Source organism: Rhizobium sp. BK112, assembly GCF_014193215.1.
In the GTDB taxonomy this organism is placed as follows: Bacteria; Pseudomonadota; Alphaproteobacteria; order Rhizobiales; family Rhizobiaceae; genus Rhizobium; species Rhizobium anhuiense.
The window spans coordinates 1-18,720 of sequence record NZ_JACHYZ010000017.1 but is presented as its reverse complement, the minus strand read 5'-3'; the positions used below and the strand labels follow the sequence as shown (position 1 = coordinate 18,720).

Genomic DNA, 18,720 nt, shown 5'->3' with positions numbered 1-18,720 from the left:
GATTAGCCTTTCACGGCACCGGAGGCCACGCCGCGGACAAACCAACGGCCCGAGGTGAAGTAAACGAGAAGCGGGATGATCGAGGTGAGCAGCGTTGCCGCCATCTCCACATTGTATTCCCGCTCGCCATAGGTGGAGTGCACGATATTGTTGAGCTGGACGGTCATCGGCGCATAGTTGATGCCGCCGAAGACGAGGCCGACGATGTAGTCGTTCCAGATGAAGGTGACCTGCAGGATGCCGGCGACGGCGATCATCGGAACCGACATCGGCAACAGGATGGAGAAGAAGAAGCGCCAGTAGCCGGCACCGTCGACACGAGCGGCCTTAAAGAGATCGATCGGGATCGTTGCGAAATAATTGCGGAACAGCAGCGTCACGACGGGCAGAGCGAATACGACATGCACCGCGATCACGCCGGCCAGTGAATTGAACAGGCCGATGGTGGAAGTGATGTGCACGAGCGGATAGATCAGCACCTGATAGGGAAAGAAGCCGCCGATCAGCAGCACGGTGAAAAGCACGTTGGCAAAGCGCACCCGCCAGAAGCTCAGCGCATAACCGGTGACCGCGCCGGCTGCGATGGCAAGGGCGACGCTCGGAATGGTGATCAGCACGGAATTCACGAAGCCGACTTTGAGACCCTCGCAACGCAGTCCCGTACAGGCAGAATTCCAGGCCTTGGACCAATATTCGAAGGTCAGCGCATGGGGCAGGGACAGCAGCGTGCCCGTCCGGATCTCCTCCATCGACTTGAAGGCCGTCACGATCATCACGTAGAGCGGGATCAGCACCACGATCGCGATTGCGATCAGCAAAACGTAGGTCAATGCGCGCGACAGCGGGGCGGCATAGGCATTGCGGTGTACGGGAGCGCGGCCGTTTTCAGTGGTCATTCGACAGCTCCCTTGCGACGGTTCTTGAGATAGAGAAGCGGCACGGAGACCAGCAGGACGAGAAGCAGCAGCGTGGTGGCCGCGGCGGATGCAAGGCCCACCTGCTGGCGTTCGAACATGTGATCGATGATGAACTTGGCCGGCACATCGGTTGCAATGCCCGGTCCGCCGCCGGTCATGGCAACCACGACGTCGAAGAGGCGCACGACCGTCAGACACATCAGGACCAGCGCAGTCGTGATGCTCGCGCCGATACTCGGGACGATGATATAGAGATGCGCCTTCCAGGCGGGGATGCCCTCGATGCGGATCGCCTTCCACAGATCGTCGTCGACGCCGCGTAGCCCGGCGAGGAGAACGACCATGACCAGGCCGGACGAGTGCCAGACGGCTGCGAAGATGATCGTAAAGATCGCCGTATCCGCATTGACGATCCAGTCGAAGGAGGCATTCTCGAAGCCGAGCTTGCGAGCAACGTCGGCAATGCCGTAATTCGGATCGAATAGCCAGCGCCATACCAAGCCGGTGACGATGAAGGACATGGCGAAGGGATAGAGGTAGATCGTCCGCAGCGCGTTCTCACCGCGGACGCCGCGGTTGATCATGGCGGCGAGCGAATAGCCGATGAACAGCGTGACCGGGATGAAAATCACAGCGAACAGGGCCATATTGGTAAGCGAGACATGCCACCGGGCGTTGGAGAACAGGTTTATGTACTGGGTGAAACCGGCAAACCTGTAATTGGGCAGCATGGAGGACCGGGTGAAGGATATGCCCGCCGCCCATAGAACGCCTCCGACATAGACCGACAAAACGACGAATGCGACGGGAACAAGTGTCAGGGTCGCTTGAAGGCGACTGTTTGAAGGCGACGTTGCGAACACGGCTGGGGACTCCGAATATCTCAGTCGTTCGGGGGAGGCGACGGAATACGCTCCCCCCGAAGCGGTTGCGTCAGCTCGCGGAGAGCCCGTTCGCATAGGCCTCGATGAACTGGTCGGCAGTCAGGCCGCCCTTGCTCCAGAAGCGGGTGATCGCATCCTCAACGGCACCGACAACGGCCGGCGGGAACATCATCTGGTCGCCCGCCGTTGCGAGCTTGGCGTCGCTGAAATAATGCGACGCTTGCGCAATACAGCTGTTGAGCTTGGACGTATCGGCGCCCTTCAGGATAGGGATCGTACCGTTGGCAACCGCAAAGGCGGTCTGTGTCGGAATATCCGTGAAGGTCTTGAGGAGCAGATCCTGCGCCTTGGCCATCGCATCATCCGCGGGTTCGGGGAACAGGAACACGTCACCCGAGATGATCATGCCCTGATCGGCGCCGATGATTGCACATTCATAGTCGCTGCCGGCCGATTTCCCGGCAGCAGCAAAGGCTCCGTTCAACCATGTGCCGCCCTGGGTCATAAGCGCCTTGCCTGAGATGACGAGGTTGGTCGAATCCGGCCAGGAGCGCCCCGGCGAGCCGGCATCGGCATAGTCCTTGAGCTTTTCGAACACTTTGACGGCGGCCTTGAACTTGTCGCCCCGCACCGCTGCCGCATCCCTCTTGTAGATAACCGCATCATAGGTTTCGCGCCCTGCAACGCCGAGCACGACGGCATTGAACATCAGCCGCTCCCAGCGCGGCTCCCCGGAGGGCGCGAAAGGAATGAGGCCAGCCGCCTTGGCCTTGTCGAGCGCAGCAAATACCTCGTCCCAGGTCTTGGGCGTCGACACGCCTATTTTGTCGAGGATCGGCTTGTTGAACCAGAACCAGTTGGCGCCGTTGCCGGAGATCGGAAGCGCCCAGATCTTGCCGTCGACCGTGCCCGAATTCAGCAGGGCTTGCGGCATTTTTTCCTGCCAGTTGTCGGCCGTGGCGGTCTCCGTCAGATCACGAAGCAGTTCGTTTTCCTGGAGTTCGATAAACTGGGCACCGGTATTGAACAGCATGGCGGCGGGTGGGTTGCCGCCGACCACCCGGTTGACGGCCGTCGCGCGGGCGTTCGGTCCGCCTGATATGGCATTGTCGACCCAGCTTCCCCCAAGCTCGGTGAACTTCTGGGCCAGAACCTTGACGCCGGCCGACTCGGCGGCGGAGGTCCACTGATGAATTACCTCAGCCTTGATCTCATCTGCATTCGCAGAGGCTGCGAAGCAAAGCGCGACTGCAGTGGTCGCAGTAAAAAGCAATTTGAAAATCACTGTCTTCTCCTCCTGAATTCCGCGGCGGATTATTCAGGAGCGCATTATCATTCGTCCAATAATGGATTTAGCAAATACCATAATCAGAAATTATAGATCTTTTCGACACTCAGACAGCGTTCATAGTTTCTCAAGCTCAACCGTCAGGTGGGCGACGCAGCGTCCGGGGGGTCGCTTTCGAGGTCGGCCCTGATGAAATCGGCGGTCTGTTCGTAGTGCTGCTGCAGCAAGCGTACAGCCTCGTCGCTATTGCGATCGAGCACGGCTTTCAGAATATCCGCATGCTCCTGCGCTACGTTGCGCACGCGAAACGCCTTGCGGCTGGACAGTGAGCGATAGCGATGAAGCCGGTCGGCGAGCTGTTCGCAGAAGCCGATCAACGGTCGCGAGCCGCAGCCGCCGATGAGCTGCGCGTGGAAGGCGCGATGCAGCCGCTCCCATTCCGGATTGCTCTCGAACCGCTCCGGGTTCAATGAGCGAGGTGCGCGCTCCAGCCTGTGGTGCGCAACGAGAAGGGCTTCCTCCCATGCCGGTGTGCTGTTTGCGAGCGACTCCCGCAAAGCCAGACCTTCCACCCAGCAGCGGGTTTTGGTCAGCTCCCCCAATTCCCCCAAGCTGATCGGTTTCACGAAGAAGCCACGCTGCTCCTTGCCGATGACCAGATCCTCGGTGGTTAGGCGGTTCAACGCCTCCCGCAAGGGCGTTTGCCCCGCTTCGTATTGCTCCATCAGGAAGCGCAGTTGCAGCTTGCGTCCGGGTTCCAAGCGCGCGGACAGGATGTCGGCCTTCAGCCGTTCGTAAATGCTGGTTGCCAGTGTTGCGGGGCTCTCCGGCCCCCTGTTCAGCGCATCTGCGTCCATATCGAGTCCATTGTTCAAATCTGTTTTCATATACACGACCACATGCAATTCGTAAAATTTATAAATTTTTACTTTACACGAGCGTTTATGGATATTATTCGAAAGCAGCACAGGAGGACAGCGTGAGCGTAGGCAAGCAAAGCGCAGGGCGGTTCGACAGCGGTTGCGGCTGCTGTGGCATCGACATTCACTGCCATGTCGTGCCGGCACGTTTTCCGCTGCCGGCTAGTGGCGCGCCGGTGCGCGGCTTTCCCTCTATGGTCGCCTCGGGCGATTGCCATGCCACCGTCGTCATCGACGAGAAGCCCTATCGCACGGTCAGCGACGCCTGCTGGGTCGCCGAACGGCGGCTCGAAGACATGGACCGTAGCGGCATAAGGCTTCAGGCACTTTCACCCATGCCGGAACTTTTCGGCTACTGGATGGAAACCAACGCGGCCAACGACCTCCTCCGTCACGTCAACGACGCGATTGCAGCACTCGTTGCGGAAGGAGAGGGGCGTTTCGTCGGGCTGGCCGGCGTCCCCCTGCAGGATATCGACCTTGCTATCGCCGAGCTGCACCGCACGGTCAGTACCCCAGGCTTTCGCGGCGTCGAGATCGGCAGCAATATAAATGGCGTTCCGGTCGGCGATCCCAGGTTCCATCCGTTCTTTGCGGAAGCAGAGAAGCTTGGAGCGGCCGTCTTCGTCCATGCGGTGCGACCGGCCGGCATGGACCGGCTCGTCGGGCCGGCGCCGCTTCAGCAGGTGCTCGGCTATCCCACCGATGTGGGGCTGGCCGCGGCCTCGGTGATCACCGGTGGGCTGCTGTTGAAATTCCCCCAACTACGGATCGCCTTCAGCCATGGCGGCGGCACGCTCGCCTCGCTTCTGCCGAGGCTGGAGCAGGGCTATGCGGCTTTCCCGGCTCTGAAGGAAACGATGGCTGAACCGCCCTCGGCACAGGCCCGCCGGCTCTACGTCGACTCTCTCGTCTTCGATACGGACACGCTGCGCCGCCTGGTTTCAGTTTTCGGAGAGGAACGCGTGTTGCTCGGCACGGACTACCCCTTCAATTTTCGCGACCAGCAGCCCGTTGCGCGCATCGAGGCCGCTTTCGCCGACACAGGACTGCGCGAACGGCTGTCCTTCAGGAACGCGCAGGCCTTCCTTGCCCTGGATGAGGTTTGATCAGATGTCCGACTTTCCCGTCACCGCCCTGCGCAGCGTCGAACTCGGCACGCCCGACCTGGCTGCATCCGTCGATTTTTATAGCCGGGTCTGGGGACTGGACGTGGTCGCCGAAGCCGGCGGCAAGGTTTTCCTCGCCGCGACCGGCGACGATTTCCATGTGCTGGAACTGAAGCCGAGCGACCGCTCGGAACTGCGCAAGATCACGTTCCGCGTCCATTCCGCCGAAGATCTGAAGTCGCTTTTTGCAAAGGCCGTTGCGGCGGGATGCGTCACGATGCGTGAGCCGGGACCTGCCGACGCACCGTCCGGCGGGGAGCGCTTCGTCGTTCGGGAGCCGCAGGGTTCGGTGCTGGAATTCGTCTATGGCGACGACAGGAAGGCGGGCACAGTCGTCGCCAACCGGCCGGAACGCCTCGCGCACGTCAATATCAACAGCGCTGACATCGAGGCCCTTTCGGATTTCTACCGCGATGTCCTGGGCTTCCGCCTGACCGACCGGTCGAAGCTGATGGCCTTCCTGCGCTGCAATGACGATCACCACGCCGTCGTGCTGGCGGAAGCGCCGGTGAACGGTTTGAACCATATCGCCTTCCTCATGCCCGATCTCGAATCGGTCATGCGCGGCTCCGGCCGGGTGGTCGATCACGGTTACCCGATCGGCTGGGGCGTCGGCCGCCACGGGCCGGGCGACAATGTCTTTGCTTACTTCGTCGATCCGCAGGGCGTCGTGGTCGAATACACCGCTGAGGTTCTGGAGGTGGACGATGATTATCGCGTGCGGGGTCCGGACGAATGGGTCTGGCCGCCGGGCCGCACCGATCATTGGGGCATCGCCGCCCCCAAGAGCGACGCCTGCAAGAAGGCACAGATTTCCATCGGATTTTCCGGCGCCTGACGCGGCCATCATCATAGCAGAGGCATTCCGTTGAATAGCGAGAACAACATTTCCCATCGTTATGACGTGCTGGTGGTCGGCTTCGGCCCGGCCGGCGCCGTGGCTGCCGGCATGCTGGGCGCGCGCGGTCATTCCACTCTTATCGTCGACCGGCTGACTGACATCTATGACAAGCCCCGCGCCATTGCCATCGACCACGAGATCCTGCGCCATTTCGACAATATGGGCATCGCCGACGACGTACTGCCCCATATCGCGCCCTTCACCGCTTCCCAGCACTTCGGCGCACAGGGGCAACTCATTCGCCGCATCGACATGGTGCCCGCGCCCTATCCGCTCGGCTACACGCCAAGCATGGTGTTCACCCAGCCTCCGGTCGAGGCCGTGCTCAGGCGGCATGCCGAAAGCTTCGATTGCGTCACGGTCGAACTCGGAACCGAGATGACCGATCTCGATCCGCAGGCCGATCAGGTCGTTGCAACGCTGAGGGACGCCTCCGGCAAGTCCCGGACGGTCGCGGCAAAATACCTGGTCGGTTGCGACGGCGCTTCGAGCCGGGTTCGCGAACTGTCCGGCATGACGCTCGAGGATCTTACCTTCGACGAGCCCTGGCTGGTGGTGGACGTGCAAGTGCATGATGCCGCACTCACCAAGCTGCCGCAGACCTCGGCGCAATTCTGCGATCCCTCGCGGCCGACCAGCTATATCATGGGGCCGAAGAACCATCGCCGTTGGGAAATCATGCTGCTGCCCGGCGAAAATCCGCGCGAAATGGAAAGATCCGAAAACGTCTGGCGGTTGCTGTCGCCCTGGCTCACGTCAGAAGAGGGCGAACTCTGGCGCGCCGCTGCCTATCGCTTCCATGCGCTGGTGGCCGATGAATGGCGCCGCGGCAGGGTGTTGATCGCCGGCGATGCCGCTCACCAGCAGCCGCCCTTTATCGGGCAGGGCATGTGCCAGGGCTTGCGCGACGTTTCCAATCTCGTCTGGCGGCTGGACCGCGTGCTGACGGGACAATCCTCGGAAGCGCTGCTCGATACCTATACGGTCGAGCGCAAGCGCCACGTGCAGACCCTGACCGGCAAGATCAAGGCGATCGGCCAGATGATCTGCGAACGCGATCCGGCGGCAGCGGCCGCGCGCGATGCTCGCATTCTCGCCGAGGGCGGCGGCAAGCCGCCGACCATTACCCGCCAGGAAATCGTTCCGCCGATCGAAGAAGGTCTGCTTGCCGCGGCGGGAACGTCGGCGCGGGGGCTGCTCTTTCCGCAGCCCGCCATCGTCGAAGGCGCTTCCACGCGCCTGCTGGATCATTTCACCGGCCCGAATTGGCGGCTCATCCTCGACGGCCGCCGGATCGGGGCCGGGGAGGGAGAAGCATTTGCCGGGGAGATCGATGGGATCGTGATCAAGACCGTCGTCCCTGAAGGTGCGGAGACAGTCGATCCCTCGGCCCTTCGCGAGAAGGATGGCGTGCTTTCCGCTTGGTTCGACCGGCATGGCGCAATCGCCGCACTGGTGCGTCCTGACCACTATGTTTTCGGCGCTGCCCAGAACGTTCAGGCGCTTCGCCAGCAGATCGCGGATCTGCTGGCTCGCCTCGCCTGAAGAGCAGGGCCTGTCACACATTGAAGTTCAATCGGTTTCTGGGAGGAAGATATGACCGAACCAACCACTGTTACCTCAGGCAAATGGCGCCCCTTTGCCGTTCTTGCCCTTCTCTTTCTGTTCCAGACGCTGAACTTTTTCGACAAGCTCGTCTTCGGGCTGTCGGCGGTGCCGATGATGAAGGAGCTTGGGATTTCGCCACAGCAGTTCGGGCTGATCGGCAGCAGCTTCTTTTTGCTGTTTTCGATCTCCGGCGTCCTTGTCGGCCTTTTCGTGATCGGCCGCATGCCGGTCAAGTGGATCCTCGTCATTCTGGCGGCGATCTGGTCGATCGCCCAGATCCCGATCTATTTCACCAGTTCGGTGACGGTCCTGATCGCCTGCCGCATCCTGCTCGGCCTTGGCGAGGGACCCGGCCTGCCGACGGCATTGCATGCCTGCCATAACTGGTTCAGCCCGGAAAAGCGCAGTGTGCCGAGCGCCGTCGTGCTGCAGGGCATCAGCGTCGGCCTGCTCGCCGGCGGTCCGATCCTCACTTATATCATCGTCAGCCACGGCTGGCGTTCGGGCTTCCTGTTCTGCGGCCTCATCGGCATTGTCTGGATCGCGGCCTGGCTGCTCATCGGCGGCGAAGGGCCGCATGCGGGCACGGAGAATGAAAAAGTTCGCGCCACTGTCGGAGATTCGCCGGTTCCGGCCCGCAAGCTCTGGCTCGATCCGACCGTGATCGGCGTCATCATCATGTCCACCATGTCCTACTGGATCGTCGGCATGTCGGCCACCTGGCTGCCACCCTTCCTGCAGCAAGGCCTCGGCTATTCGCAGACTGAGACCGGTTCAGTCATCTCGGCCGTCTACATCTTCCAGTCTCCGTTGCTGCTCGTCGGTTCATGGATTGCGCAGCGGATGCTGCAGAGTGGCGTCAGCAAGCGCACGACGCTCGGCAGCACCTCTGGTTACGCACTGCTTGTCAGCGGCGTGGCGCTCATCGCCTCCGTTCATGTGAGCGGCCCGCTGCAACTGGTACTGATCGCGATCGCCTTTGCCGCGCCGAGCCTGACGACGATCTACGGCCCGATCACGCTCGGCAGCGTGGCGCCCGCCGCCCAACGCGGCCGGCTGATCGTCGTGATCTATTCGGCGAACGCCATCTCCGCACTCGCGTCAAACGCCGTCACCGGCATGATCGTGCAGGCCGCAGGACCCGACCATGTGGCTGCCGGTTATGCGAACGCCATGCTGTTCACCGCCGGCATCCTCATCATTGGTGCAATTTCCGCCTTCGCGCTGATCTTCCCGGACCGCACCATCGAGCGCTTCGGCAGGATGACGCGCTTCACCGAACAAATGCAGCGGGTCTGAACGGCGCGCAGGAAATTCTGATCACAGACAGGAGAAGAAGTCATGAGATTGTCCACCGTCAAGATCGCCGGCCGAACGACCTGGGGCGTCGTGGAAGGCGAACGCTTCCTCGATGTCGGCGCCGCGCTCTCGGCCCGCTATGCCGACCTCAAATCGGCTGTCGCTGCTGGCTTTGACGGCGTTGCCGAGGCCGCTGCTGCCGCGGCCGCCACGCCTGTCGACGCGGTCGAATGGTTGCCGGTCATTCCCAATCCCGACAAAATCCTCTGCGTCGGCCTGAACTACGAAATGCATCGCAAGGAAACCGGCCGTTCGGAGGTGGAGAACCCCACCATCTTCGCCCGCTATGCCAATAGCCAGACAGGACACCTCGCTCCGATCATACGCCCGAAGGTCTCGACCGAACTCGATTTTGAAGGCGAACTGGCCGTCATCATCGGCAAACCCGGCCGCTACATTCCGTACGCCGAAGCCATGAACCATGTCGCCGGTTATGCATGCTACAATGACGGCAGCATCCGCGACTTCCAGCGACATACGCACCAGTTCACCCCGGGCAAGAACTTTCCAGATACCGGCGCCTTCGGTCCATGGATGATGACGCCGGGCGAACTCGGCCCGCTTGGCGAGCTGCGGCTGCAGACGCGCTTGAACGGCGAGGTGGTGCAGGACGCGACCTTCAGCCAGATGATCTTCGATATTGCGCGCCAGATCGAATATTGCTCCGCCTTCACCCGGCTCGAAGCCGGCGACGTCATCGTCAGCGGTACGCCGGGTGGGGTCGGCGCCAAGCGCAATCCGCCGCTTTGGATGAAGCCGGGAGACGTGGTCGAAGTCGAGGTCGATCGGCTTGGCAGCCTGCGCAATCCAATCGTCGACGAGACGTGCTGACGAAAGTCGGCGTGCCGCGATACCTCGGCAGTGAGGAACATCTGACTCGTCCGTCGGCGTCCCGTTGGCTGCGTTACAGCCAACGGACAATTGCTGCGGCCGCATCGATGCTGTCGCCGTCGTCTGGGACGGAGGAGCCACTGCCGCAAGGGCATTGACAGGCGCCAGATTGCTTCTGGAACAGGCCTCGCGCGTTGTCCTGATTTCCGTCACCGACGACAAGCAGATTGACGAGCGCAGTCGAGACCACCTTGCGTCGGCATTCGGCAAAGCTGGTTTTGCCGTCGACGTCGTGGCCATGCAAGCGAAGGGAGACTCGCCAGCCAGCGTCATTCAATCGATGGCCCCAGAACGCAAGGCCGATTTACTCGTCGCGGGCGCATTCGGTCATTCGAGACTGCGCGAATTCGTCTCGGAGGGGTCACACGGTCGCTGTTGAGCCGCCTCGAAATGCCCGCCCTTCTTTGCCACTGATTACAATGCGCGCAAGGCATTGCCGATGACTGCAACATCGATCACTCCTGGAGAAGAGCGCCTTGCACGGGAGGTAAGCAAGGCTCGCACAAACCATAGCGATCACCGAGAGTCGGATGCGACAACGAACGCTTGGGAGGATTCAATGAATCTGCGCGAAGTCCGAAGGCATCGGCTTGGCAAGCTCTTTGAGAATTGCTTCAAGCGCATTGGCCGTCGCCTGCAGGCCGGATGACTGCGCAATTTTCAGCGCCTCACGGCAGTGAACAGACAATTGGTCCTTCTGGTGGTCTTGGTGGATGTGGTCGTTCGTCGGGAATACGATGCCCGCATATTGCGACGGGTTTCCGGCTTCATCCCTGAAGCACCGGCCGAAGGCGGCCACGGTGACCATTTGCCCGCTTCGGTCAAACACCCGGTAGTCATGGCGGTACGGATTTCCTGTGATCACCGATTCTGAAATCGCCTTGGCCACGGATGGCTTGTCGTCCGGGTGAATCCGGTCGAGATATCGCATGACCGGCAGCCCCGCGATGGTCTCTTCCGGATCAAGGCCAAAGAGATTTGCCAGCGCCGTATCCGCATAAACCGTGTCGGTCGCCAACACCCAGGTGAAGATGCCAGCCTCTTCAGAGAGAGGAAATTCGGAGGTTCCAAAAGCTCCGTCGACAAGGTTCATTCGCCATCCCCAGTCTGCTCGCCAATGCTGCCAAATAACCCGTCACCCGGCTCTTGAAAAAATACGACACGCTCGATCAAAGCGGTCGACCATTTCACCCTCGATCCTAGATCTTAGATCTTAGATCTTAGATCTTAGCCGCGTTTCCATCGGACGCAACAGCAGGGAGGTTCCAAGCGCCGACTAGCGTTTCCTTGCTTGGCAGCGATCCATGTTTGATGGGGTCAATCTGTGGCGGATGAATGGCAGGCTTGAACGCACATCGCCCGCAGCCCACGTCCGGCGGGCAGCGGAACCGGCGGAAAGAACCCCGGGGAGCGGCGATACGTGCTTGGAGCTGCCGCTGCCGCGAAGTAGTGTTTCAGAAAATCCACGTAAAGTTCGGGGGCACCATGGATTTTCTGAACGTCGCGGCGATTGTTTTCTTTCTTCTTGTCTGGGTGGCGGTCGAGCCTTTGATGGCCGTGGGGTGGCCGAGGAAGAATGATAGTCTTTCCGTCGATATGGTGCGCATTCGCGCGGCCTGGATGCGGGAGGTGCTGACGCGAGACAACAACTTTATCGGCGACGCCGCGATCCTCGGGCACACGATCAATTCGGCATCCTTCTTCGGCTCGGCCAATCTCATCGTCATCGTTGGGCTGAGCGGCGCGCTTTTCATGGAACCGAACTATGGATCGGGTGGCCTGATTGCGATGTTTGCGGCTCAGGACCCCGCCTGGTTTTTCCAGTGCAAGGTCCTCCTGATCATGGCGACGCTGCTGCGGGGCCTATCCGATTTCATATGGGCGGTCCGGCAGATCAACTACTGCCTGGCGGCGATCGGGGCGAGCCCCTCTCGCGATGAAGACAGGGACATTGTCGGCTGGACGAATGCTCTGACTTTGGTGTTGAACCCTGCGCTTCGATCGTTCAGCGTCGGCGTCCGATCCTACTACTTCACCGTCGCAGCCGCGTTCTGGTTCATCGGGCCAATACCGTTCATTGTCGCCACCATCCTCAGTGTCGGCGTGTTGATCTGGCGTCAGTCCTGGTCGGATGCGGCAAAGGGGATCATGGCCATACGCAAGCTGCTCGACTAGGCCTGCGGCTCGGCGCAAGGTGGTAATCTGGCGGGCGTGCGGTTGAGGACGTTGCGAACGTCCGACACTCGTACGACAATAAACAGAAGCGGTATCTCATGGGCGGCGGCTGATGGATCGTCTTGAAGCAATGCGCATATTGCTGGCGGTCGTCGACGCCGGGAGCATCTCAGCCGGCAGCAGGAAGCTGAACGCGCCACTGCCGAGCGTCAGCCGCAAGGTGGCCGAGCTCGAACGACATCTTGGGGCGAACCTCATCGTCCGCACCAGCCGCAATCTTCAGCTCACGGACGCCGGACGCGACTATGTCGATGCGGCTCGAAAGATCATGGCGGATCTGGAGGAGGCCGAGCGAAGGGCGTCCGGGGAATACCAGACGCCCCGAGGCGTGCTGACGATCACGACGCCGGTCGAATACGGTAGCCGATACGTCCTGCCGGTCGCGCTGAGCTTCATGGAGAAGTACCCGGAGGTGTCACTGAACCTTCTGTCGCTCGACCGCACAGTGGATCTCGTCTCCGAGCAGGTGGATATCGCGATCCGTCTCGGCGACCTCGCCGACAGCTCCCTCCATGCCGCCAAGGTCGGGGAGTTCCGGCTGCTGACCTGCGCGAGCCCCACTTATATCAAGCGGCATGGCATGCCTGAGCGTCCCGGCGATCTCATCCATCGCGACGGGATCATCTTCAACAAGCGGACATTCTTCTGGACATTCGACGTCGACGGCACGCCGATGGAGGCCGTGCCCCGCAACCGGCTGGAAGTGAATACCGCGGCGAATTGTGTTGCGGCGGCTGTCGGCGGGGCAGGGATCGCGCGGCTGTTCGACTATCAGGTTTCGGACGAACTGGCGTCCGGCGCGCTCATTCCCATCTTGCGCGACTTTGACGGCGCACCGCAGCCCATCCATATCGTCTACGCGCGCCAGGGGCTTCTCGCCTTGAAGGTACGGGCTTTCGTCGACTGGGCGCTGCCGCGGTTGCGGGTGCAGACAAACCATAAAGATAATCAAATATTATCTGAATGATGCGTGGATTTCCTCAACCGTTTGTTTCGGATTCTGAAGGTGCGGGAAATGACCGATGCCCGGCAGGGTATCGACTTTTGCACCGATCTTGGCGGCGAACTCGATGCCCATTTCGCTTCTGATGTAGATGTCCTTCTCGCCCCAGATCACCCTCACGGGCGTCTTCAGCCGGTCGAGGTTGGCCTCGAGAAAGTTCTGGTCACGTGTGAAATTCGCGTAGTAGTGGGCGAAGGCATCTGCCGCCGTCGCGCCGTCGAGGCTCCAGGAGCGAGCCATGTCTTGCTGGACGTCGACAGGTAGATCGAATTGCTCAGCGGGGGAGAGGCCGCGCCTGTGCACGTTCTGAAGGATCTCGTCGCTCGTCTTGTTCATGTAGGCGCGCGTCGGCGAGGCGGTCGGCTCGGCTTTGAGGTTCTGCAGGTTCTCCCACATGTATTGCGGCCGGTCGAACGGCGCGAAGTCTCCGACGATGATCCGCCTGGCGATCGTCGGCTCATCGAGAGCGAGCAACAGAACGGGGAGGGCGGCGATGTCAGTCGCATAGATCACGAGGTTCGACCGGTCGATGCCTGCCCGCTCGAGATAGGCTTTCAACACCTGGGCATACGCCTTCGGCGCGTAGGAAAAGAATTCAGGAACCGGGCGCGACGACTGCCCGTAGCCCGGCCAATCGAAGGCATGGACGTCGTAGTCGCGAGCAAGCATCGTCGCGATGTCCTTCCAGACCGTCAGCGTTTCCGGAAACCCATGCAGGAAAAGCACGGTGCCTTTCGGCGCCGGGGCTCGGACAATCATCCTTCTCAGCGTCAGGATCTCATCGATCTCGATGAAGTCGACGGCGTCGTGCGCGGCCTCTCGGGAAGCGATGGTTTCAGACGTGCGGGAAGTCGGAGTTGTTGCGACCGATGCAGCCGTATTTGCGGGTTTGTCCCTAGACATAGGAGGTCCTTTCCTGAACGGCGGTCAGCCAAAGCCCAGAGCCGGCTGTCTCCTGACACAATTGAGCACGGCGTCAGCGCGCGGTAGCCGGAGAAAGTGAGAGGCACCCTCTCGATGGCGGCGGCGCTGCAACGCGGCTGCCCAAGGCGGATATTCCAACGAGAGGGTGCCTCTCACTTTTCCGGGGTGCCGCCGGCAGCCGACCGCGACAATATAAGGAAGAACTGATACTCCTCGAATACGAGCACGAGGAGCGCGAACCGATTAGGTTCAACGCCCGTCAGCAAGAAGTATCGACGAGGGCAGGGCGTCCGAGGTGGCGACCTATGTGGTCATCTGGGGCTTGCCCTTGTCGAATATCTCTCCGTTGGCTCTCGATGTCATGAAAGGACACGTGTCATGGCACTGACCTCTTTGAAGCATAGCCACGCCCTGAAACATGGACATATGTCACGACGCTCACTGCTGTTAGCGGTTGCCGCGGCCGGCATGTCTGCCGCTCTCCTTCCACCCACATCGGATGCTGCCGATGTCGTCGCCGCCACACCCGGGGAGATCCAACCGTTCAAGGCCGAAGTCGCCGAGGCGGCGCTCGCAGACCTCAGGCGGCGTCTTGCCGCGACGCGCTGGCCCGACGGCGAAACCGTCATGGATCGTTCGCAGGGCGTCCAACCCGACAGGATGAAGGAACTGGTGCGTTACTGGCAGTCGTCCTACGACTGGCGGAAGGCGGAGAGCAGGCTGAACAGTTTCCCGCAGTTTCTCACCAATATCGACGGACTGGACATCCACTTCATCCATGTCCGTTCCCGTCACGAAAACGCGCTGCCACTGATCATGACCCACGGCTGGCCGGGGTCGGTCTTCGAACTGCTTGACGTTATCGGGCCGCTCACGGATCCGACGGCGCATGGAGGCGCGGCGGAAGATGCCTTTCACCTGGTGATCCCGTCGATCCCGGGATTCGGCTTCTCCGGAAAGCCTGCTGCAACCGGTTGGAACCCTCAGCGGATCGCTGCTGCCTGGGACGTGCTGATGAAGCGACTGAACTATGACCGCTATGTCTCGCAGGGCGGCGACTGGGGGGCAATCATCAGCGACGCCTTGGGTCGCCTGGCACCCGATGGGCTGCTGGCGATCCACGTCAACAGGGTCGAACGTGCCACGACCCTCCCATCAGACGCGGCCCAGGCGCTTAAAAATGGAGGGCCGGCGCCCGATAGCCTGTCTGCGGATGAGAAAGTCGTCTTCGACGAGGCTCGAGATTTCCTCAACAACGGTTTTGGCTACGCAGCGATCATGAGTACACGGCCGGAGACGATCGGTTACGGCATTGCGGATTCTCCGGTCGGCCTTGCCGCCTGGCTTTACGACAAGATCGCCGACTGGGTGTTTACCGCCGGCGACCCCGAACAGGCGCTTGGCAAGGATGCCATTCTCGACAACATAACCCTGTACTGGCTGACGAACACCGGCCCCTCCAGCGGCCGCATCTATTGGGAAAACGCCATGTCGGGCGCGAAGCTCACGCCCGTCAAAGTGCCGGTGGCGGTCACGGTGTTTCCCGGAGAGGTTTACAAGCCGCCAAGGCAGTGGCTGTCCAAGGCCTATCCGACGCTCATCTACTACAACCGCGCCTCCAAGGGCGGTCACTTCGCCGCCTGGGAGGAGCCGGAACTCTTCAGCCAGGAGACCAGGGCAGGGTTCAGAAGCTTGCGATCTTAGAGCAATTCCAGCAAAAGTGCGTAGCGGCTTTGCCTCCGGAATTGCGTGAAAACAAAGAGATAGAGCATTTCCGTGATTGGGAGAAAAACGTAAATGCTCTAGCGCCTTCTGGCCGTTGGTTCGCAGTCTGCGCCCCGAGACCGGTTCGTCGATTGACGTTGGTCGTGCAACGCTTCACAAAGTCCGAAGTTTCGACCAACCCAGCAAAAGTGACGACAACGTCGCAGGGACCACGGCCACATGCGCATCAACGACGACCGTCATCCCCGCCACAGAATGTGCGCATTCCTGACGCTGGTATTTTCAACGCTTCTGCTCGCGAGCGCAAACCTCGCATCGGCGGCTGAGCCGACCAATTCCTCGGCCCCGATCCGGGTTATTATCGAATTGCCGAATGATGATTCCGGACGAGCGCTGGTCAATCGGATCGTTCCGGGCAATCAGGAAGCGGCGCAGCCGGTAGCAGTCTCGCAAGAGGCGGCACCGACGTCGATTGCGACGTCACTACAGGATTTGCGCCAGAGGTTGCTCACACTCGTCGATGCCGTTCCAACTCTTCCCGGGCAGATCCAGTCGGCGATCCGGGTCTTCCAAACGGATGATCGTATCGAACCTGTCGGCCTGATCTTGGCGGTCATACTCTTCGTCGCCGGCGGGTTCGTTGCGCAGCGCCTGGCCTGGTGGTCAGGGCGAGGGCTGCTCCATTTTGTGCTGAACGCGCCCGCCGGCACCGTCCGGCAACGGATCAAGCTCCACGCAGCCCGGCTTTCAATGGGTCTTCTCGCGTTGGCCGGTTACCTGATCGGAAGCCTCGGCGCGTTTATCCTCTTTCCATGGCCCGCCGTGTTTCGCGATATTGCGCTCATCCTGCTATCGGCCGCGCTCATGGTGCGCCTTGGCGTGCTCGTGGGCCGTATTGTCATCGCGCCAGGCGCCCGCCTGCCGCATATGCGGCTTCTGACGCTTGTCACCTCACTTGCCTGGTTCTGGTACTACTGGCTCCTCGCAATCGTCGCAGTGCTGGCGGCTGGCTGGGCCACCATTGAAGTGATCGGGACGATCCGAGCTTCACCCATCTTGGTCGACCTCTTTACCGCAGCATGGCTTGGTGTCGTTTCAATCGCTTTGATCGTTATGATCTGGCTGCGGCACTATCGTTCTGACGGGCCACCCGTGAGCCGGCTGGTCTGTGTTGGCTTCAGCGCGAGCATCCTGCTCTCGTGGCTGTTATGGGTTTCCGGTCTCCGCGGTGCATTCTGGACAGTGGTCGTCATCGCGCTTCTGCCGCTGACCGTTTCGGTGGCTCATGATATCATTCGTCGCATTATTCAATCTGGGGAGGGGCAGGCGGTCGAGGATCCGGCCATCGTCGGATGGTCCGTCGTTATCATGCAAACGCTGCGGAACGCTCTCATCGTGGTCGCTGCGCTGCTCATTGCCCGCGCATGGAATGTCAATCTCAGTGACCTTGCCGCTGCCGAAACGGTGACCACGCGTTTGATCCGCGCCGGAATTCGCATCGTTATCGTGCTGCTAGTGACCGACGTTATCTGGAAGCTCGCTAGCACGTTGATCGACAGTCAGATGGCGATGGCGTCGCGAAGCGTGCAGGCGGGACATCAGGAGGGACCCGACGCGCGCCGGCGTCAGCGGTTGAATACCCTCCTTCCCATTCTTCGCAATGTACTCTTCCTGGCGATCGGCGCTGTCGGCTTCCTGATGATCCTGGATGCCGTAGGCATTCAGATCGGACCGCTGCTGGCGGGCGCCGGTGTCGTCGGCATAGCCGTCGGCTTCGGTGCCCAAACACTCGTCAAGGACATCATCTCCGGCGTCTTCTATCTGTTCGACGATGCCTTTCGCATCGGCGAATATATCCAGGCGGCGAAATATAAAGGGACTGTCGAAGGTTTCTCGTTGCGATCGATCCGCTTGCGACACCATCGCGGTCCGGTCACCATCGTTCCCTTCGGGGAACTCGGCGCGGTGCAAAACCTAAGCCGCGACTGGGTCATCGATATCATTACGCTCACCCTGAACTATGACAGCGACCTTGAGGAGGTCCGCAAGACCATCAAGCGCATCGGCGTTGAGCTTCTCGAAGATGCCGAACTCGGGCCCAACATCATCGAACCCCTAAAAATGCAGGGGATTGAGCAGATGGCGGATTACGGTGTGCAGATTCGGCTGAAGTTCATGACGAAGCCCGGCGAACAGTTCGGCGTTCGCCGAAAGGCGCTCGCCATGCTCAAGAAAACATTCGCGGAAAAGGGCATTCAATTTGCAACGCCGACCGTTCATGTTTCCGGCGGCCCCGCCGATGCAGCAGCAACCGCTGCCGCCTCGGAGCTGCAAAGACCATCGAAAGTCATCTCGACACTTGAGGAATAGCAACGGCGAGCGGATCAGGTGAGCTTCCGCCGAATCCCGTCGAGCAACACTCTGACCCGCACGTTGCCGCCAAGTGCGCGTCCGTCCGAGACATGGGTTTCAAAAGAGTCTATTGGCTGGGATCAGCTGTTCTATGAGTCACGTTCGCGGTGAACTCGTCGATGCGCTGGATCGTCAAGACGCAAATTCGAGCAGGCCGATTTTAAAAGAGTGGGCCTATGAGATGGATGAAGAAGGTATGCCTTTGTAATCAAACGGCATCCTTATGTTCCATAATCTATCTTATGCGATTGATTGTTGTAGCGGCTATTTAGTAATGCGACAGTTGGGCCAGTTAGAGATGCGACAGTCTCGCCTCTCGACGTGCTGGTCAATGCCAACGTTGGGAGCAAGGATGACGACCTCCAGCCTGGTCGAGACCATGAGCGGTTGGAGTCGTCATGTCCTTTATGATCACCATGTCGCAGAAAGAATTGCATCGCCTCGAAGTTATTCAGAAGATCCGTGATCAGCGCCTGAGCATTAT

Annotated in this window: 15 protein-coding genes and 1 pseudogene; 10 read left to right on the top strand and 6 right to left on the bottom strand. The window is 60.6% G+C overall.

What is annotated here, in order from left to right; genetic code table 11:
- Positions 1–2 precede the first annotated feature (2 nt).
- The 4 genes from FHT75_RS31205 to FHT75_RS31190 form a co-directional block, all read right to left on the bottom strand.
- Complete coding sequence (locus FHT75_RS31205; RefSeq protein WP_063475618.1) at positions 3–896, bottom strand: carbohydrate ABC transporter permease; 894 nt, start codon at positions 894–896, stop codon at positions 3–5.
- Positions 893–1,780: a carbohydrate ABC transporter permease gene (locus FHT75_RS31200; protein WP_063475617.1), complete on the bottom strand. Its 888-nt coding sequence runs from the start codon at positions 1,778–1,780 to the stop codon at positions 893–895. The genes FHT75_RS31205 and FHT75_RS31200 overlap by 4 nt, the downstream gene beginning before the upstream one ends.
- 70 nt (positions 1,781–1,850) lie before the next feature.
- Complete coding sequence (locus tag FHT75_RS31195) at positions 1,851–3,086, bottom strand: ABC transporter substrate-binding protein (RefSeq protein WP_097623430.1); 1,236 nt, start codon at positions 3,084–3,086, stop codon at positions 1,851–1,853.
- Positions 3,087–3,229: 143 nt separating this feature from the next.
- Complete coding sequence (locus tag FHT75_RS31190) at positions 3,230–3,946, bottom strand: GntR family transcriptional regulator (protein WP_097623439.1); 717 nt, start codon at positions 3,944–3,946, stop codon at positions 3,230–3,232.
- Between the two features lie 122 nt (positions 3,947–4,068).
- Between FHT75_RS31190 and FHT75_RS31185 the strand changes: the two genes are divergently transcribed.
- The 6 genes and pseudogenes from FHT75_RS31185 to FHT75_RS31160 all read left to right on the top strand — a co-directional run.
- The gene (locus FHT75_RS31185) at positions 4,069–5,118 is read left to right on the top strand and encodes an amidohydrolase family protein (protein WP_097623431.1); all 1,050 of its coding nucleotides are present in this window, start codon (positions 4,069–4,071) and stop codon (positions 5,116–5,118) included.
- A 4-nt stretch (positions 5,119–5,122) separates the two neighbouring features.
- Complete coding sequence (locus tag FHT75_RS31180; RefSeq protein WP_097623432.1) at positions 5,123–6,016, top strand: VOC family protein; 894 nt, start codon at positions 5,123–5,125, stop codon at positions 6,014–6,016.
- Positions 6,017–6,046: 30 nt separating this feature from the next.
- The gene (locus tag FHT75_RS31175; protein WP_183845452.1) at positions 6,047–7,624 is read left to right on the top strand and encodes a bifunctional 3-(3-hydroxy-phenyl)propionate/3-hydroxycinnamic acid hydroxylase; all 1,578 of its coding nucleotides are present in this window, start codon (positions 6,047–6,049) and stop codon (positions 7,622–7,624) included.
- A 51-nt stretch (positions 7,625–7,675) separates the two neighbouring features.
- Entirely contained in the window at positions 7,676–8,986 is a 1,311-nt protein-coding gene (locus FHT75_RS31170) for an MFS transporter (protein WP_097544287.1), read from the top strand.
- Between the two features lie 42 nt (positions 8,987–9,028).
- Complete coding sequence (locus FHT75_RS31165; protein ID WP_063475611.1) at positions 9,029–9,877, top strand: fumarylacetoacetate hydrolase family protein; 849 nt, start codon at positions 9,029–9,031, stop codon at positions 9,875–9,877.
- A 55-nt stretch (positions 9,878–9,932) separates the two neighbouring features.
- A pseudogene (locus tag FHT75_RS31160) lies at positions 9,933–10,351 on the top strand (universal stress protein); the annotation flags it as partial.
- Between the two features lie 142 nt (positions 10,352–10,493).
- Here FHT75_RS31160 and FHT75_RS31155 read toward each other — a convergent pair.
- Positions 10,494–11,030 carry a PAS domain-containing protein gene (locus FHT75_RS31155; RefSeq protein WP_063475610.1) on the bottom strand — a complete coding sequence of 179 codons (537 nt, stop codon included), beginning with the start codon at positions 11,028–11,030 and terminating at the stop codon, positions 10,494–10,496.
- A 392-nt stretch (positions 11,031–11,422) separates the two neighbouring features.
- On the opposite strand from FHT75_RS31155, the gene FHT75_RS31150 reads away from it, so the two are divergent.
- Together FHT75_RS31150 and FHT75_RS31145 are read left to right on the top strand one after the other, a co-directional pair.
- Positions 11,423–12,112 (top strand): DUF599 domain-containing protein, encoded by a 690-nt coding sequence (locus FHT75_RS31150; protein ID WP_063475609.1) that lies wholly within the window; start codon positions 11,423–11,425, stop codon positions 12,110–12,112.
- 112 nt (positions 12,113–12,224) lie between these two features.
- A complete protein-coding gene (locus FHT75_RS31145) occupies positions 12,225–13,139 on the top strand; it encodes a LysR family transcriptional regulator (protein ID WP_063475608.1) in 915 nt (304 codons plus the stop codon).
- Here the strand turns inward: FHT75_RS31145 and FHT75_RS31140 are convergent.
- Entirely contained in the window at positions 13,128–14,078 is a 951-nt protein-coding gene (locus FHT75_RS31140; RefSeq protein WP_097623434.1) for an alpha/beta fold hydrolase, read from the bottom strand. The genes FHT75_RS31145 and FHT75_RS31140 overlap by 12 nt on opposite strands.
- 399 nt (positions 14,079–14,477) lie before the next feature.
- Between FHT75_RS31140 and FHT75_RS31135 the strand changes: the two genes are divergently transcribed.
- Positions 14,478–15,803 (top strand): epoxide hydrolase family protein, encoded by a 1,326-nt coding sequence (locus tag FHT75_RS31135; protein WP_097623435.1) that lies wholly within the window; start codon positions 14,478–14,480, stop codon positions 15,801–15,803.
- Positions 15,804–16,043: 240 nt separating this feature from the next.
- The gene (locus FHT75_RS31130) at positions 16,044–18,194 is read left to right on the top strand and encodes a mechanosensitive ion channel family protein (protein ID WP_097623436.1); all 2,151 of its coding nucleotides are present in this window, start codon (positions 16,044–16,046) and stop codon (positions 18,192–18,194) included.
- Positions 18,195–18,720: the final 526 nt, after the last annotated feature.

Excerpts from the sequence above, each read along its gene's own strand:
- FHT75_RS31145 (WP_063475608.1), top strand. The coding sequence starts at position 12,225 with ATGGATCGTCTTGAAGCAATGCGCATATTGCTGGCGGTCGTCGACGCC.
- FHT75_RS31205 (WP_063475618.1), bottom strand. The coding sequence starts at position 896 with ATGACCACTGAAAACGGCCGCGCTCCCGTACACCGCAATGCCTATGCC.
- FHT75_RS31150 (WP_063475609.1), top strand. The coding sequence starts at position 11,423 with ATGGATTTTCTGAACGTCGCGGCGATTGTTTTCTTTCTTCTTGTCTGG.
- FHT75_RS31155 (WP_063475610.1), bottom strand. The coding sequence starts at position 11,030 with ATGAACCTTGTCGACGGAGCTTTTGGAACCTCCGAATTTCCTCTCTCT.
- FHT75_RS31165 (WP_063475611.1), top strand. The coding sequence starts at position 9,029 with ATGAGATTGTCCACCGTCAAGATCGCCGGCCGAACGACCTGGGGCGTC.
- FHT75_RS31170 (WP_097544287.1), top strand. The coding sequence starts at position 7,676 with ATGACCGAACCAACCACTGTTACCTCAGGCAAATGGCGCCCCTTTGCC.
- FHT75_RS31180 (WP_097623432.1), top strand. The coding sequence starts at position 5,123 with ATGTCCGACTTTCCCGTCACCGCCCTGCGCAGCGTCGAACTCGGCACG.
- FHT75_RS31190 (WP_097623439.1), bottom strand. The coding sequence starts at position 3,946 with ATGGACGCAGATGCGCTGAACAGGGGGCCGGAGAGCCCCGCAACACTG.
- FHT75_RS31140 (WP_097623434.1), bottom strand. The coding sequence starts at position 14,078 with ATGTCTAGGGACAAACCCGCAAATACGGCTGCATCGGTCGCAACAACT.
- FHT75_RS31130 (WP_097623436.1), top strand. The coding sequence starts at position 16,044 with ATGCGCATCAACGACGACCGTCATCCCCGCCACAGAATGTGCGCATTC.
- FHT75_RS31135 (WP_097623435.1), top strand. The coding sequence starts at position 14,478 with ATGGCACTGACCTCTTTGAAGCATAGCCACGCCCTGAAACATGGACAT.